The organism is Shewanella sp. ALD9 (assembly GCF_002836315.1).
Lineage (GTDB): Bacteria > Pseudomonadota > Gammaproteobacteria > Enterobacterales > Shewanellaceae > Shewanella.
This window is the reverse complement of record NZ_PJCD01000044.1, coordinates 30,738-46,654: the sequence shown is the minus strand read 5'-3', so window position 1 is coordinate 46,654 and position 15,917 is coordinate 30,738. Positions and strand designations below refer to the sequence as shown.

Genomic DNA, 15,917 nt, shown 5'->3' with positions numbered 1-15,917 from the left:
CTATACATTTTTACTAGCTGATAAATCAACTAAATAGCACTATTGAATGACTGAATCGACACTTTTTTGAGCTTTTGACTATCGACAGCTAAATTAACGTCTATACTCTATTTGACCCATTCACCAAGTTAGCTGCGCAATTCTTCGCAACCGCATTTCGAATATTCAAGGACGCAATTATGATGACGGCTAATGATTTTATTGAAACCAAAGCACCACAACTTGCCTATTTTGGTAAAGCCTTTTTAAATAATCAATTAGATTACAAAGAGATACAGATCTATATGTGGGATGTGCTGGAAGAGTGGCAATTTATATCAAATAATCCCATCCAATTAGCCGAACAACCTAGCGATACCGAGAAAGTGTTTTGGCACTTATTGTATTGCTTCGATCATTGGTCTGGTTGGGCAATTAAAGGCAATCAATACTTGCGCCAGCAAGTTCATGAATGTTGCGACTACATTAATATTGGCGGCAATGTGCCACAAAGTTGTATTGGTATCAGACCTTAAGGCGATTATCTTAAATCTGCTCTGAATGCTAATTTAACCTCAAACTGACTGAATAATCTTTTAGAATGGCTTGAACCTAAACCCCTTGCAACATAAGCTAGAGCCATTCTCCTTTATCCAGTTGTCTTATGTCGGTTTTCTTGTCTCGTACCCGTGAAGCGTTATCGGTTTACTACCACAAACGAGTATTTATTTTACTCTTGCTGGGGTTTTCTGCCGGCTTACCATTAATGTTAGTCTTTTCGACCTTAAGTTTTTGGTTACGTGAAGCTGGTATCGACCGAGCGGCGATTGGTTATTTTAGCTGGATAGCACTAACGTATGCATTTAAATGGGCGTGGTCGCCATTAGTCGATCGTATGTCATTGCCCTTTTTTACCCGTTTTTTAGGACGACGACGCGGATGGATGCTGTTCGCACAACTGTGCTTAGTCGGCGCCATACTCGGTATGTCTGTTAGCGATCCAGTGGTCAATCTTGAACGTTTGGCCTTATGCGCCCTACTTTTGGCATTTGCCTCCGCCACCCAAGACATTGTCATTGATGCTTTTCGGATTGAATCCGCCCCTGAAAAAATGCAAGCAGCGCTTGCTGCAGCGTACCAAGTCGGTTATCGCAGTGCGATGATCATTGCCACAGCAGGCGCATTAACCATTGCAGCTTGGGTGTCTCCTGGCGATGATGCTTACAACTTAGAAGCTTGGCAAACAGCTTACTTTGCCATGGCGATGTTAATGGGCATTGGTATCATTACCACGTTATGTGCCAAAGAACCGCAGGTCGATACCAAACAGGCTGACGATAAAGAACGCCTATTAAGAGCCGAGTTTGCTGCCAAATACCCTGCTAAAGTCGCTGGGGCATTAGCCTGGTTATACAGCGCAAGCGTATTGCCTTTTATTGACTTTTTTAAGCGTTATGGCAAAAGTGCGATTCTGATTTTGTTGTTAATCTCGTGCTATCGCATTTCCGATATTGTCATGGGTATTATGGCAAATGTGTTTTATGTTGATATCGGGTTTAGCAAAGAAGAAATCGCTTTTATCAGTAAAGTCTATGGTTTGATCATGACCTTAGTCGGCGCCGCTTTTGGTGGTGTGTTGCTTATGCGTTATGGCACCATGAAAATTCTATTCTTAGGTGCCTTGTTAGTCGCGGTCACTAACCTGTTGTTTGCTTGGCAAGCGTATATTGGCTACAACGTGCCATTTTTAACCTTAGCCATATCGGTAGATAATTTTAGTGCTGGTATCGCAACCGCAGCGTTTATCGCTTATTTGTCCAGCTTAACCAGCAGTGGATATAGCGCGACACAATATGCGTTATTATCTTCGATTATGTTGTTGTTCCCTAAGTTTATCGCAGGATTTTCGGGCTTGTATGTTGATGCTTTTGGTTACATCAATTTCTTTATTGCAGCGAGTTTGATTGGCTTTCCGGTGTTGCTATTAGTGGTGTTGGTGAATCGATCGCAAAACCAAAATTTAAAATAAAAGTGAGGTAATAGAAAAATTACTGATGTGGCAAAATCATCTTTTGAACTAACCTAACTTGATTAAAATTAGCATAGCGACACCAACACAACCTTGTAATACTTTATCTGATGGCATTTTTAAATCACAGTTTTTATTAATCAAAAAGTGTTTCATCACAAAGCCGAAATGATAAACAGACTTGACAGTACTCTCTTCAAATCGGTCTTATCACTAAGCCTCGCCCAACTAGCTGAAATGAAAAATATGTTTACCTTAAGACTATTTGTTGTATGGTAATATTCAGCAGATAAATATGTGTAGGGTTAAGAGATTTTTGACTGACTTGTGGAGGGCGTTCTACTAGGACACCAGCTTGGTTCAGACGATAAAACAACAAAGCGCTGCATCATAGTGTTTGAACGGATAAATAATGATTCAACTTTACTCCTTACCTTTAATTGTCTGCTCTAGCATCAGCTTTATTCTAAGCTTGTTTTTCATGCTGCTATATCATCGTCTGAAATCACGTCACGAAGAACAAGTGTACTATTACTTGATTTTTTCGCTATCAGCATTGTTAAGTAGTGTCTTTTTAGCAGCCTTTGCGATCCTCATTAATTCTTCTGAAAATCTCGATTATCTCAATATATCCAACCGAGTGACCATCATTACTGCAATGTTCACCATTGTGATTGGCCTGCATTTCTTTGTCGCATTCTTTGAATATAAAGCCCCTGTGCTACTCAAATTATGCTATGCCATATGTGGCGTCTTTTCTTTACTAGCCTTGGTACCAAATCAATATTTTCTAGCCAAAGAGTATTATGCCACCTCAACATATTACACCGGCCTGGTATTTGGTCCTTTATTCCAGCTGTGGGGGATCTGGATACTGTTATTAGCAGGATACTGTATCGTTATTCTTACTCGGATCTATGTGCGTCAATACAAAAAGAAAAATAATTCTCTTGGCACAGTGCAATTACTTTTAGGGGCTACGAGCATATGGATGGTAACTGGCGTAGCTGATACCTTAACAGGAATACAAGTTATTGATCTGCCGCCCTTAACATGGGTTGGTTCTTTTTTAGTAACATGCTGCAATGCTTGGATTCTAGTCCTTCATATTGACGATCTTTATGAGCAAAGGCGACAGTTAAATAATCGTCTTATGTATGATCATCTTACTCAGGCTTTCTCACGCAGCTACTTTGAATTCCGTTTGACCGAAGCCATTAATAAAATGTCGAGAAACCATTCAATTAAATTACACCTATGTATATTTGATATAGACAATTTTAAAACCATTAATGATAGTTATGGACATATAAACGGAGATGAATTACTCAAAGCAATCGCAACTATTGTCAAAGAGAACATTCGCCCCATTGATTGCTTTGCTCGTTTGGGCGGGGATGAATTCGTTCTTCTACTTATTGACTTAGATGATCAGCACGCTTATGAGATCGTTGCACGGATCAAAAAGAGTATATTTGAAACCACATTTGGGCTAAGCACACTGCAATTTAGTGCTTCATGTTCTTTTGGGATGGTGAGCTCAGGGGCTGAAAACTTAGTAAGTAAAAATCTATCAAAACAACTATTATCTAAAGCAGATGAAGCCCTCTATATCGCCAAAAATCAAGGAAAGAATACAATTAGAGTGTTAAATCTATCGGAATCAGAAGCACTGATGACCTAGCGTGCTGGAGCAAGAAACGATTGATAATATTTATTATGTATCTATTTAGTCATGGACTACTATCAATGCTAAGAAGCTATACAGAATCTGTTACAGAGTCGGACACATTGTCATTCATGATGTTGTCCCCCCATACAATGTACGCTAATAAAAATTGAATATAAGCAAAACAAACTAACGCAAACATTACTTCCCAAAAAAGCCGATAGGGTTTCCCTTATCGGCTTTTTTATCTCTGCGCACTTGCCTGTGCAGAATTTATCACTTCAGGATTAGTCTCTGAAGTTGTCGAACTGGAATGGTTGTCCGAGTTCTGATTCTTTGGCTAGACGCATGACCGCTTGTAGGTCATCGCGCTTTTTGCCAGTGATGCGTACTGAGTCGCCTTGAATAGCGGCTTGCACTTTAAGCTTGCTGTCTTTGATGGCTTTAACTAGCTTTTTAGCAATCAGTGAATCGATACCTTGCTTAAAATTAACTTTTAAACTGAAGGTTTTGCCACTGTGAACCGCTTTGTCATCGACTTCCATTGACGACGGATCGACGTTGCGTTTACTCAACTGAATACGTAAAATATCAACGAGCTGCTTACAAATAAAATCATCTTCCGCTTTTAGCGTGACAACGTTGTCTTTGTATTCAATTTCAATTTCTTTACCACGTAAATCAAATCGGCTAGCCACTTCACGGCGAGAGTTTTCTACCGCGTTACGTAATTCTTCTTCATCAACTTCCGACACAATATCCATAGATGGCATGTTGCTTTCCTCTTTGATTCATCACATTTATATACGGCTATTTTACACTAGGAGTCATTAACAGGATAGTGGAGTACAACTTAGGCTCTATTAAACCGATTATCGTGCGCTAATATCCCATTGATTAACAAAATATCATTAACCAGCTATTTTAAATGATAATGTAGTTAAAACGCCTATTCTATTGAGTTTTACGACTATGGGTTTGTCATTATCGATAGTAAAAACGGCCCTTTTTGAACAATTGTTACTTTCTATAGAGGTTAATTAGTGACAATTTTAAACAGGTTTCTTATTATTAGCGATATTCTCATTTCACAAGGCTGATGTTACGCTCGTGATCACTTATAAAAACATTTTTAAACTTGCGTTAGTTGTTGCTGTGATAGTGACTAGCTATCTTGTTTTTTCAAAACCAAGTTACCCGCAAACGTTCGCCCATATGGATAAAGTGGGCCATTTAGGCAGTTTTTTAGCCCTTTCATATCTAGCACATTACGCTTTTAAACCGCGTTGGTATTTTTTGTGTACCTCTTTGGCTGCCTATGCAGTGTTAATTGAATTGATTCAATCTCGCTTACCTTATCGCAGTGCATCAGCTGCCGATGTCATTGCCGATTTTGTCGGGATTGCATTATTTTACTTATTGCACTTTTCTATCAATAAGTACCGTAAATTAAAAGCGAATCGTTAATACCTCATGGTAAGAACATCAGCGTTGCCAGCGTCATCCACACACGACAATAATGCTCTTATTGCCGTTTTAGGTGCAGGTGCGATTGGGCAATTGATGTATCATAAATTGAGTGTTAATACCCAAGAAACTCAAGTAAACGAGGTGATGTTGATTGGCAGAGATAAGCAGACTCGCCATCAACAATTGCGTTTTATTGACCACACCCAGCACACCCATGAAGCCTTAGCGACTATATTGGGAACAGATGATAACCGCTTAGCGCGAGTTGACTTACTGTTTGTGTGTGTTAAAGCCTATCAAGTCGAGCAAGCGCTTTTACCTTTATTACCGAAACTGTCGCCTCAATGCCATATTGTATTACTCCATAATGGTTTAGGGCCGCACTTACCTGTTGCTGCAGCCCTTATGCGTTATAAGGATATGGGCTTAACCTTAGGCACCACTTCACAAGCGGCGTTGAAGTTAAGCCCGTGGCAGGTGAAGTACAGTGGTTTGGGTGTGACTCAGCTAGGTCATTATTGTGGCTCTGTTATGTCGGCAGCATTAAAGACATGCTTAACTCGTCTACATAGTGACAACCAACCGATTGAGTGGCATCAACCTGTATTACCAGTCTTGTGGCAAAAGCTGGCCATTAATGCAGTAATAAACCCGTTAACCGCGTTAAATCAGTGTGCGAATGGCCAATTGGCAGCAACAGAATATCAATCACAGATCAGTGCCATTATCGATGAGCTAGTAGAAGTGGCTAAATATGATGGCATCATATTAGATAAGGCAGCAGTCAAAGTGCGGGTTTATCAGGTGATTGAGTTAACCTCGGCAAACTTCTCATCTATGTATCAAGATGTCGCCCACAGCAGACCGACTGAAATTAATGAGATAAATGGCTACATTTGCCAGCAAGCCAAGGCGCTTCATCTTAATGTGCCCAATAATCAATATCTCGTCGACAAGGTTTTGCAATTGAGTAAATCTTGAATGCGATGCTATCACTCGCCTCAACTCAATTTAAATCATCGGGTAAGTCAGCCCAAATCAAAATATTTGGACTGATAACTATTCGCTACTGGATTTAGCTCCACATGACCAAAACAGCTGCTATCGCGATTAAAATCAAACCCGCTACATCGTTAATTTTAACTTTATCTTTAAGCCAAAAAACAGCGATCATCAAGGTAAAAAACACCTCAATCTGGCCGAGTGTTTTAACATAAGGCACAGCCTGCAACGACATTGCACTGAACCAACCAATTGAACCGATACAACTGGTGATACTAATTGATAAGGTTAATGTGGGTCGTTGCCACAACGCCGCTAAAGTCGATTTATCTTTTGCCAGCAAATAGCCTATTAGCACGATGGTTTGTAAGCCAATAACCCACAGTAATACCCATGCAGCACGATGCGTAAACGGCCCTTGTAGGGTTAAACTTGCTTCGCGCACCCATAGGGAAGTCAACGCAAAAGCACTGCCACATGCAAGCCCTAATAAGACTGTTTTAACTGAAAGTTGTTTAAAACCCTGTTTGCTGCTTAACAACATTATTGCTAAGCCGCCAATAACAACGCCTATCCAGCCTAATAGGGATAATTGTGTGCCGAAAAATAGCACCCCAAGTATTGCAGCGACTAATGCTTCACTTTTAGCCAGCCCGGCACCAATGGCAAAGTTTTGCATTTTAAACAGTTTAACCATCAAGCCTGTTGCTAGAATTTGCATCGATGATGCACCAATCACAAAGCCCCAAAAGGTCCTCGTAAATTCAGGTAATGCACTAGGTTGATATTGATGTAAACCATACAGATAACACGCAGCAATGGGGCCGGCCCAAATGAATCGAGCCAAGGTAACACCTGCAACACTGACTTCTTTACTGAGTTTGCTTTGAAATGCATTGCGCCACGCCTGCATAAACGCAGCGAGGAAGGTAAACATGATCCACATAATTAACTATTGCTCATTACATAAAAAAGCCCTGAAACTTGGTAAAAAGTCAGGGCTTATACAAGGGCAATTAGATTACTGTTTACGACCATTAAAAGACACTGATTAAATGCCTAATTGATTAAAAATCAACTTACCGCTGTTTCAGTCATTCAATGTCATTGATGGCTTACTTGCTGGTATCAATAAACTCAAAAGATTTAACCAATTCATCAACCGCTTTCATCTGGGTTAGGTATTTCTCTAATAAATGCAGTGGTAGCGCACATGGGCCATCGCATTTTGCATTATCAGGATCGGGATGGGCTTCGATAAATAGACCCGCTAAACCTAATGCCATACCACTACGAGCAAGCTCGGTTGCTTGTGCACGACGTCCACCAGCAGAATCTGCTCGTCCACCAGGGCGTTGTAGTGCATGAGTGGCATCAAATATTACCGGATAACCGGTTTGTTTCATTTCGTCCATGCCTAGCATGTCTACAACGAGGTTGTTGTAACCAAAACTACTGCCACGTTCACATAAAATAATATTGTCATTACCGGCTTCGTTAAACTTGGTAATGATGTGACGCATTTCGTGTGGCGCTAGAAACTGCGGTTTTTTCACATTGATCACTGCACCGGTTTTCGCCATTGCCACTACAAGATCAGTTTGGCGTGCTAAAAATGCAGGCAACTGAATAATATCGACAACTTCTGCAACTGGCGCACACTGATGAATTTCATGCACATCGGTTATCATCGGTACGTTAAAGGTTGATTTTATTTCTTCAAAAATACGTAAACCTTCTTCCATACCAGGGCCACGGTATGAGTTAACCGATGAACGATTGGCTTTATCAAAAGACGCTTTAAACACATATGGAATGCCAAGCTTTTGGGTCACTTCCACATAATGCTCGGCAATCGACATTGCTAAATCGCGCGACTCAAGCACATTCATACCACCAAATAACACGAACGGCTTATCGTTAGCGACTTGAACGTTATTAGATAACTGAATAATTTTTTGATCCATTTGATCCTCTTAGCGCATTACGCTGCAACAATTTGTAATAACTGACCACATAGCCATGCCATGTAAGTACCTAATGCATAACCGAATACTGCCAACAACACCCCTACAGGTGCTAATGCTGGATGGAATGCAGCAGCCACCACAGGCGCCGATGCTGCTCCGCCCACGTTTGCCTGGCTGCCCACTGCCATATAAAACAATGGCGCTTTAATGAGTTTAGCAACCAATAACATTAATCCTGCATGCACTAACATCCACACGATACCGATTAAGAAATAAATCGGCGTATCCATGACTTTAGACACATCCATATGCAAACCTATGGTTGCAACGAGAATGTATAAAAATGCCGAGGCGATTTTAGATGCGCCAGAGGCTTCAAGATGACGCACAGGGCTAAATGAAAGTCCTAAGCCAATAGTAGTCACAATTACCACTAACCAGAAGAATTTAGAGGTTAAACTGTAATCTTCGGTCCACGGATAGTTGGCTTCAAAGAATGGCCCCAAGAAATCTGCCGCAAAATGGGCAAAACCTGTCACCCCAAACCCAACAGCCACAATTAACATGATGTCGCGAAGTGATGGAATACGTGAATTCTCGGCGTGGTACTTTTCTACTTTCTCTTTTAGTGCTTCAATTGCGGTGGTGTCTGCACCCGTTCTGGCATCAATCTCTTTAGCTTTTGATGCCATAAACAGCAGTACTGCCATCCAGATATTGGCCACGATGACATCTACCGTAACCATTACCGAGAATATCTCACCACCGACCGAATAAATCTCTTTCATCGCGGCTTGGTTTGCACCACCACCAATCCAACTTCCCGCTAAGGTTGTCATGCCGCGCCATACTGCGTCAGGACCATTACCACCTAGTAGTGATGGATCTATCATTGATACGCTTAATAGCGCAATCGGTCCGCCAATAACAATACCCAGCGTGCCGGTTAAAAACATTATCACCGCTTTAGGGCCTAAACTAAGGATGGCTTTTAAATCGACACTTAAAATCAATAACACTAAACACGCAGGCAATAAATACCGCGAAGCAACAAAATACAGTTGTGACGCATGACCATCGATCACGCCAAAAGTGTTTAATAATGAAGGTAAGAAATAGCACAGTAGTAATGCTGGGATGTATTTATAGAATTTTTGCCAAAACGGATGGGTAGATGAACTAGTGTAAAAAACAAAACCTAAAATAACGGCGAGTATACCCAGTGCGGTGGCATCATTGCTCACCATTGCTGACGTTGTCATGCAGTGTTCTCCCTTACAAATACATTATATTTTTTGTTGTTATTGTGATTGTTATTGCGAAAATCAATGGTGATTCAAATCGCATGATTTCGCAGCAGAGCTTTTAAAACTGAGCTTGCTGGCGCCCGACTTGCGAACTAAAGCCACTTTGAGTTAACCCAAAGCAGCCTGTTCGGCAGGTAATATCACATCATTAATGATAAACCTGCATATGTTGACTGAGTTCCTTTAATTGAATCTTAACCAGTTCAATCACCGGATCATGCGGACTCAAATCAATGAAGTGTTGTAAATCAGACATGGCCACTTTAATGCAACCTAATTGCTGCGCAATAAACGCTCGCTCGCGATTAAGATGTACATCATCTGGATGCCATTGTAATAATAAATTACAGCATTCCATTGCCTGTTCAAATTTATGACTGACAATACAACCCGCTTTTAGCTCATGTAACATGCGGCTAATTAATCGTTTTAGCGTAGCTGTTTTTAGATGACTCGGCTTTAATTTAGCCGCATTACCCAATTCACCGCGTACAAATGCATGCAACTGATGACGGCTAAGCTCTTCACCTGTAAGCGGATCATGATATCTAATAACATCATTCACTTGGCTTTTTAATACCGTATTACCGGGTAACAAAACCGCCTCGAGTGTTAAGTCGAGTTGCTTAGCCAATAAAATGAGTAATATTGATAACGTGGTGCTGTTACCTTGACGCTTTAACACGCAATAGCTTAAATCTGCCGCCTCAACACTAAAATAGTCGTCGCGAGCACAAAAGCCTAAATCATTGTAAAACCACTTAAACAGACCTTCAAGCCGTGCTTGTTGGTCAACAACATAGTGACTCAATACCGAACCAGCCATTTCATACCATGCCCACATAGCAGGTTTAGAGGTTGAAAAGCCAAGATGTTCAGAGAGTTCAAATGCAGTTTCAGGTATCGAAACTGCATCATCAAGATGATATTTTGCCATTAAAAACCAATTAACCCATGAATACGACTTGTTTAAAATGAGCCAGTTTGGCCGCTAACACTACCCAACCTATTGCACCGATAAAAGCAAAAAACTTAAACAGTTTATTACGGTTAGATTTAAGTGCCATGATGCCTAAAGCAATGTATGCCGCAACACAGATGATTTTTTCTGTCATCCATGGATCAACAAAAGGATATTGTTTGATCATAAAGCAAAGAGTGAAGCCTGATAGTAATAAAAAGGTATCAATAACATGTGGCGCCACTTTAACAAACTTTTTTTCCATAATAGGAGACTGACGTAAATGCAAAACAAAACGCACGATAAAAAAGATCACACTCATGGCAACTAGCATCATGTGAGTATGCTTTACCGCTGGATATAAACTGTAAAATGTTTCCATTAATTAAGTCTCATTAAAAAGGTCAAAATAAAAGGTGGCTAGTCTACTCTATCAACCAGCCACATACCAATATCACGATGAGTGTTATTTACTTAGAAGGGAAACGCCGAGTAAGACAGGATTATCAATCAGCCCATTGTCCTAGCGTACATCGATCATTGCTGCCAAAGTCTCGCACTGTGGCGACATTTTGATAACCCAGCTCAATCAGTTTTTCACGAACTTTGATTGCCTGCTCATAGCCATGCTCAAGCAATAAGTAACCACCGGGAAGTAAATGAGCCCGTGCTTGCTCTGCAATGTAATACAAATCAGCATAACCTTCATTGCCTGCGGTGAGTGCACTTTGCGGTTCAAAGCGAACATCGCCTAAATGAAGATGCTCATCGGCTTCATCAATGTAAGGAGGATTAGACACAATTAAATCAAAATCGCGCTGCTCTACCGCTGAAAACCAGTCCGACTGGATAATTTCTACTTCGGTTAAATTAAGATTACCGCGATTAGCTTTAGCAAGCTCGACAGCCTCAGGCACATTATCAATGGCAGTAATTCGCCATTTTGGGCGCTCAGACGCTAGAGCCAATGCAATGGCCCCCGTTCCGGTACCTAAATCCAATACTTTGGCATTGTGACGCACAGATAAGTTCAGTGCAGTCTCTACTAAAATTTCAGTATCAGGCCGTGGAATAAGGGTGGAGTCGTTGACAATGAAGGGTAATGACCAAAACTCTCGCTCACCAATAATATGCGCAACCGGAGTGCCACTTTGACGCTTAGTAATCATCTGACTATAAGCTTTAAATTGCTCACTGGTCAGCTGCCGCTCAGGCCAAGTGTATAAAAAACTGCGATTTTTATTCATACAATGCAATAGCAATGCCTCTGCATCCACATGTGCAGATTCAGAGGTTGCAGCTAATTGTGAATAAGCCCATTGCAGGGCTTCAGCAATTGTTGAATACGAAGACTGAGTCAAGAGCACTCCTTAATCGTCAGCTAACGCTGCAAGCATGTCTGCTTGATGTTCTAGCATGATAGGTTCAAGCAAGACATTTAAATCGCCTTCCATGACTTCATTCAAGCGATATAGCGTTAAGTTGATACGATGATCACTTACGCGACCTTGTGGGTAATTGTACGTTCTAATACGTTCAGAACGATCACCACTGGCCACTAAACTACGGCGGGTTGTTTCTTCAGCGCTACGTCTTTTTTCATCTTCAACCGCTTGAATACGCGCTGCCAATACACTCATCGCTTGGGCACGGTTTTTATGTTGTGAACGCTGATCCTGACACTCAACAATAATGCCAGATGGAATATGGGTAATACGAATAGCAGAATCGGTTTTGTTAACGTGCTGACCACCCGCACCAGAGGCGCGGAATGTATCCACTTTTAAGTCTGCTGCATTAATCGAAATCGCTTCAGCCTCTGGTACTTCATGCAATACCACAACAGTACAAGCAGAAGTATGCACACGGCCTTGAGATTCGGTTTCAGGCACACGTTGAACGCGATGTCCGCCTGACTCAAACTTTAATTTGCCGTAAGCACCGTCACCACTGATTTTAACAATGATTTCTTTAAAGCCGCCATGCTCGCCTTCGTTGACATTCATCACTTCCATTTGCCAACGGTTGGCTTCACAGTAACGTGAATACATACGGTATAAGTCGCCAGCAAAAATAGCCGCTTCATCACCACCAGCACCGGCGCGAATTTCAAGAAACGCGTTGGTGTCATCGTTAGGGTCTGTTGGCAATAGTAAAACTTGTAATTCATCTTCAAGCTTTTCTAGCACTTGCTTTGACTGCTTATACTCATCTTGCGCCATTTCGCGCATTTCAAGATCGTCTTCTTCAAGCATCTCTTTGGCGTAGTCGAAATCTTTTTGAGCTTGTTGAAATGCCTTAAAGCTACTCACAACATCTTCAAGTTGAGAATATTCTTTTGATAATCCACGAAAACGGTCTTGATCCGAAATCACGGTAGCATCACTGAGTAACGCTAATACTTCTTCATTACGTTCGAGCAAGCCTTCAAGCTTGCGGATAACGGATTCTTTCATTTAGCTCGCTAACCTTAGTTTTTATCTAAACCAAGCGCAGTTCTTAATTGGCCTAACGTATTCAAATCACCTTGGCGGCTTGCTGAAGTGAGCGCTTGTGTAGGTGAATGTATCAAACGATTGGTCAGCCTGTTAGCTAACTCAAGTATCACTTGTTCACTATCACTGCCTTGAGATAATTTATTCAAGGCACGTTCAACTAATTCATCTTTAATAGCCAAGCTCTGGCTGCGATATTCGCGAATACTGTCGACTGACTCTAAAGACCTAATCCACTCCATAAATAAGTGTGATTGATCTTCAGTAATTAATTCTGCTTGCTCGGCGGCTTCTTTACGTGAAGCCATGTTCTGTTCAATTATGCTATGCAGATCGTCTACAGTATAAAGGAATGCGTCGTCTAACTCACCGACTTCTGCTTCAATATCTCTTGGAACTGCAATATCCACCAACAACATAGGTTGGTGACGACGCTGTTTTAGCGCTTTTTCGACCATACCTTTGCCTAAAATAGGCAAAGGGCTGGCGGTAGAGGATATCACGATATCGGCTTTAGCGAGAAAGTCTGGTATTTGTTCTAAGGTAATTGCGGTCGCATTAAACTCTTCACACATGGCTTGAGCACGTTCAATCGTGCGATTTGCCACCACCATAGAAGCAACACCATTATCTTTAAGGTGCTTAGCGACTAATTCAATGGTTTCTCCAGCACCAATGAGTAACACCTTAGTGGTGCTCAATGATGAGAAAATATGTTTGGCCATGCTGACAGCGGCAAAGGCAACAGAAACCGCGGCGGCACCGATTTCAGTGTCAGTACGCACTTTTTTAGCCACTGAGAAAGTATTTTGAAATAAACGATCGATGGTTAATGCAATAGTGCCTGCTTCTTTGGCTTTCACAAACGCTTGTTTGACCTGTCCCAAAATTTGCGGTTCGCCTAACACCAGAGAATCTAAACCTGACGCTACCCGCATTAAATGTTTGACAGCAACTTGTTCTTCATAGGCGTAGATACACGGCATTAAATCGCTATGTTCTAAACCATGATAATCTTCTAACCATTCAATAATGTCTTCCTTTTCAGCATTATTGCAATATAGCTCAGTTCGGTTACAGGTAGACACAATAACAGCCTCACCCGTGCGGGTGCGACTGGCCAAGCTTTTCATGGCATCATGAATGCGGTCTGGAGAGAAAGCGACTTTTTCACGCAAATCTACCGTGGCGGTTTTATGGTTTATCCCGATTATTACTAGGCTCATTAGACGGTATCAAGTTCTTTTCGGTGACGTTAATTAGGCTATTCTACTGAATTGGACCAACTAAAAACACAATTGGCTTAACAAAACCGAATAAATGTCTAAATTTTTATTTATTGATCACATATCTATTGTGCAAACCATTACATTAATATCACATTAATTTTGGCAAAAGCATTTTTACATAATGGCTTAAGCCCAGTATCATAAGATCATCTTAAGCAACCGCTAGGCAATCCATTGCGTTTATCTGCATCTTTATTTCATACAGCTCTCATTACCGTGTTGCTTGTCTTAGCCGGTTGTAGTGTCACTCCATCTGATGATTTCACCCCTATCGATGTGACCAACGCAGCTCAAGCCAAAGCATGGGAACTTCAAGGCAAAATTGCCGTCAAGACATCGCAAGACAAATTCAGCACCAATTTGTATTGGCTACATCAACCTAAAGCAAATGATTTACGCCTAACAACGGTATTAGGCACTACAGTATTAACCCTTAAGACAAATCAAGGTATGGCGACACTTGAAGTTGACGGCAAAACCTATCGTGACAGTAATGCACAAGATTTACTGACAGGTATTAGCGGATGGTCAATCCCGCTTGATAGCCTTCCTTTATGGATTACCGGCCAAATTGGCAGCAATGATAAAATTGTCAGCTATAATCCTGATGGCACAATTAACCAATTAATCAGTCACGACTCTGAAGCCAATTGGGTAGTCAGTTTTCTCGGTTGGCAACAACAAAGCGGCGCGCTTGTGCCTAGGTTGTTGAAGGTTGAGCGTGAAAATGTACAAATAAAAATTCAAACTAATCAATGGACAGCGGTAGCAGCCAAAACTAAATAACGTTAAATATTCAGTGCTGGCTAATCAACAAGGTAGTGAACAAAAACATGACATCGACGAAATCACGCAAATCAGCGGTATCCAAAAGTTGGCCTGCTCCTGCAAAACTGAATTTATTTTTACATGTAACTGGCCAACGAGCCGATGGCTATCACGAATTACAAACACTATTTCAATTTATTGACCATTGTGACTACCTTGATTTTCATATCACAGACACACCAGATTTAATTCTCCATTCTACGATGTCCGATTCTGTCGCTAACAGCGATAACTTAATTCTTAAGGCCGCAAAATCACTTAAGCGTTACGCCCAATATCAAGGCGGTGCGCATATTTGGTTAGAAAAATTATTACCTATGGGTGGTGGTTTAGGCGGCGGTTCATCTGATGCGGCAACTACATTAGTGGCGCTAAATGCCTTATGGAAAACCAATGTTTCACCCAGTAAACTGGCTGAAATTGGCTTAACGCTTGGTGCGGATGTCCCTGTTTTTATTAATGGTTTATCTGCGTTTGCCGAAGGTGTAGGTGAGAAGTTAATCACAGTACAACCACCCGAGTCATGGTATTTAGTTATTGTCCCTGATGTACATGTGTCAACCCAGGATGTTTTTCAACATCCTGATTTGCCACGTAACACACCAAAATTGGATATGAGTAGTTTAATGACTCAACAATGGAGCAATGATTGTCAGAAACTGGTCACAACTAAGCACCCTCAAGTTGCCAATGCCTTAAGCTGGCTGGTAGAATATGCGCCGTCGAGAATGACCGGAACAGGTGCATGCGTGTTCGGGGAATTTACACATTCGCAACAAGCCCTTGACGCTTTAGCCAAATTACCGGCTGATATGCGAGGTTTTGTCGCAAAAGGGATGAACAAGTCGCCATTACAAATACGACTTGAGCAGCTCTAACAACATTATTTCTTCTGGGTCAGTTTTGAGTGACAACACG

Annotated in this window: 16 protein-coding genes; 7 read left to right on the top strand and 9 right to left on the bottom strand. The window is 41.3% G+C overall.

Annotation, left to right across the window (positions count from 1 at the left end):
- Nucleotides 1-182 precede the first annotated feature (182 nt).
- The 3 genes from CXF88_RS21095 (at nt 183) to CXF88_RS21085 (ending at nt 3,692) form a co-directional block, all read left to right on the top strand.
- A complete protein-coding gene (locus CXF88_RS21095; protein WP_162024390.1) occupies nt 183-515 on the top strand; it encodes a hypothetical protein in 333 nt (110 codons plus the stop codon).
- Nucleotides 516-643: 128 nt separating this feature from the next.
- On the top strand, nt 644-2,008 hold the full coding sequence (locus CXF88_RS21090; protein WP_101088725.1) for an MFS transporter: 1,365 nt from the start codon (nt 644-646) through the stop codon (nt 2,006-2,008).
- 412 nt (nt 2,009-2,420) lie between these two features.
- The gene (locus CXF88_RS21085) at nt 2,421-3,692 is read left to right on the top strand and encodes a GGDEF domain-containing protein (protein WP_101088724.1); all 1,272 of its coding nucleotides are present in this window, start codon (nt 2,421-2,423) and stop codon (nt 3,690-3,692) included.
- Nucleotides 3,693-3,964: 272 nt separating this feature from the next.
- Here CXF88_RS21085 and CXF88_RS21080 read toward each other — a convergent pair whose 3' ends face one another.
- Nucleotides 3,965-4,450 carry a YajQ family cyclic di-GMP-binding protein gene (locus CXF88_RS21080; protein WP_101088723.1) on the bottom strand — a complete coding sequence of 162 codons (486 nt, stop codon included), beginning with the start codon at nt 4,448-4,450 and terminating at the stop codon, nt 3,965-3,967.
- Nucleotides 4,451-4,787: 337 nt separating this feature from the next.
- Here CXF88_RS21080 and CXF88_RS21075 point away from each other — a divergent pair, with 337 nt between their 5' ends.
- On the top strand, nt 4,788-5,144 hold the full coding sequence (locus CXF88_RS21075; RefSeq protein ID WP_101088722.1) for a VanZ family protein: 357 nt from the start codon (nt 4,788-4,790) through the stop codon (nt 5,142-5,144).
- 6 nt (nt 5,145-5,150) lie between these two features.
- A complete protein-coding gene (locus tag CXF88_RS21070; RefSeq protein ID WP_101088721.1) occupies nt 5,151-6,128 on the top strand; it encodes a 2-dehydropantoate 2-reductase in 978 nt (325 codons plus the stop codon).
- Nucleotides 6,129-6,222: 94 nt separating this feature from the next.
- Here the strand turns inward: CXF88_RS21070 and CXF88_RS21065 are convergent, their stop codons facing one another.
- The 8 genes from CXF88_RS21065 to hemA form a co-directional block, all read right to left on the bottom strand.
- On the bottom strand, nt 6,223-7,095 hold the full coding sequence (locus tag CXF88_RS21065) for a DMT family transporter (protein ID WP_101088720.1): 873 nt from the start codon (nt 7,093-7,095) through the stop codon (nt 6,223-6,225).
- A 169-nt stretch (nt 7,096-7,264) separates the two neighbouring features.
- Nucleotides 7,265-8,116: a 3-deoxy-8-phosphooctulonate synthase gene (gene kdsA / locus CXF88_RS21060; RefSeq protein WP_011636211.1), complete on the bottom strand. Its 852-nt coding sequence runs from the start codon at nt 8,114-8,116 to the stop codon at nt 7,265-7,267.
- 17 nt (nt 8,117-8,133) lie between these two features.
- Entirely contained in the window at nt 8,134-9,381 is a 1,248-nt protein-coding gene (locus CXF88_RS21055; RefSeq protein WP_101088719.1) for a DUF819 family protein, read from the bottom strand.
- A gap of 193 nt (nt 9,382-9,574) precedes the next feature.
- On the bottom strand, nt 9,575-10,363 hold the full coding sequence (locus CXF88_RS21050) for a tetratricopeptide repeat protein (RefSeq protein WP_101088718.1): 789 nt from the start codon (nt 10,361-10,363) through the stop codon (nt 9,575-9,577).
- Nucleotides 10,364-10,373: 10 nt separating this feature from the next.
- Entirely contained in the window at nt 10,374-10,769 is a 396-nt protein-coding gene (locus CXF88_RS21045; protein ID WP_011636208.1) for a SirB2 family protein, read from the bottom strand.
- 124 nt (nt 10,770-10,893) lie between these two features.
- Nucleotides 10,894-11,748: a peptide chain release factor N(5)-glutamine methyltransferase gene (gene prmC / locus CXF88_RS21040; RefSeq protein ID WP_059744790.1), complete on the bottom strand. Its 855-nt coding sequence runs from the start codon at nt 11,746-11,748 to the stop codon at nt 10,894-10,896.
- Between the two features lie 9 nt (nt 11,749-11,757).
- Nucleotides 11,758-12,843, bottom strand: a complete 1,086-nt coding sequence (prfA, locus tag CXF88_RS21035; protein WP_101088717.1) for a peptide chain release factor 1 — start codon at nt 12,841-12,843, stop codon at nt 11,758-11,760.
- 14 nt (nt 12,844-12,857) lie between these two features.
- Nucleotides 12,858-14,108, bottom strand: coding sequence for a glutamyl-tRNA reductase (gene hemA, locus CXF88_RS21030; protein WP_101088716.1), 1,251 nt, complete (start codon nt 14,106-14,108; stop codon nt 12,858-12,860).
- 237 nt (nt 14,109-14,345) lie between these two features.
- Between hemA and lolB the strand changes: the two genes are divergently transcribed.
- On the top strand, nt 14,346-14,957 hold the full coding sequence (gene lolB / locus CXF88_RS21025) for a lipoprotein insertase outer membrane protein LolB (protein ID WP_101088715.1): 612 nt from the start codon (nt 14,346-14,348) through the stop codon (nt 14,955-14,957).
- Between the two features lie 47 nt (nt 14,958-15,004).
- On the top strand, nt 15,005-15,877 hold the full coding sequence (gene ispE, locus CXF88_RS21020) for a 4-(cytidine 5'-diphospho)-2-C-methyl-D-erythritol kinase (protein ID WP_101088714.1): 873 nt from the start codon (nt 15,005-15,007) through the stop codon (nt 15,875-15,877).
- The last annotated feature ends 40 nt before the right edge of the window (nt 15,878-15,917 follow it).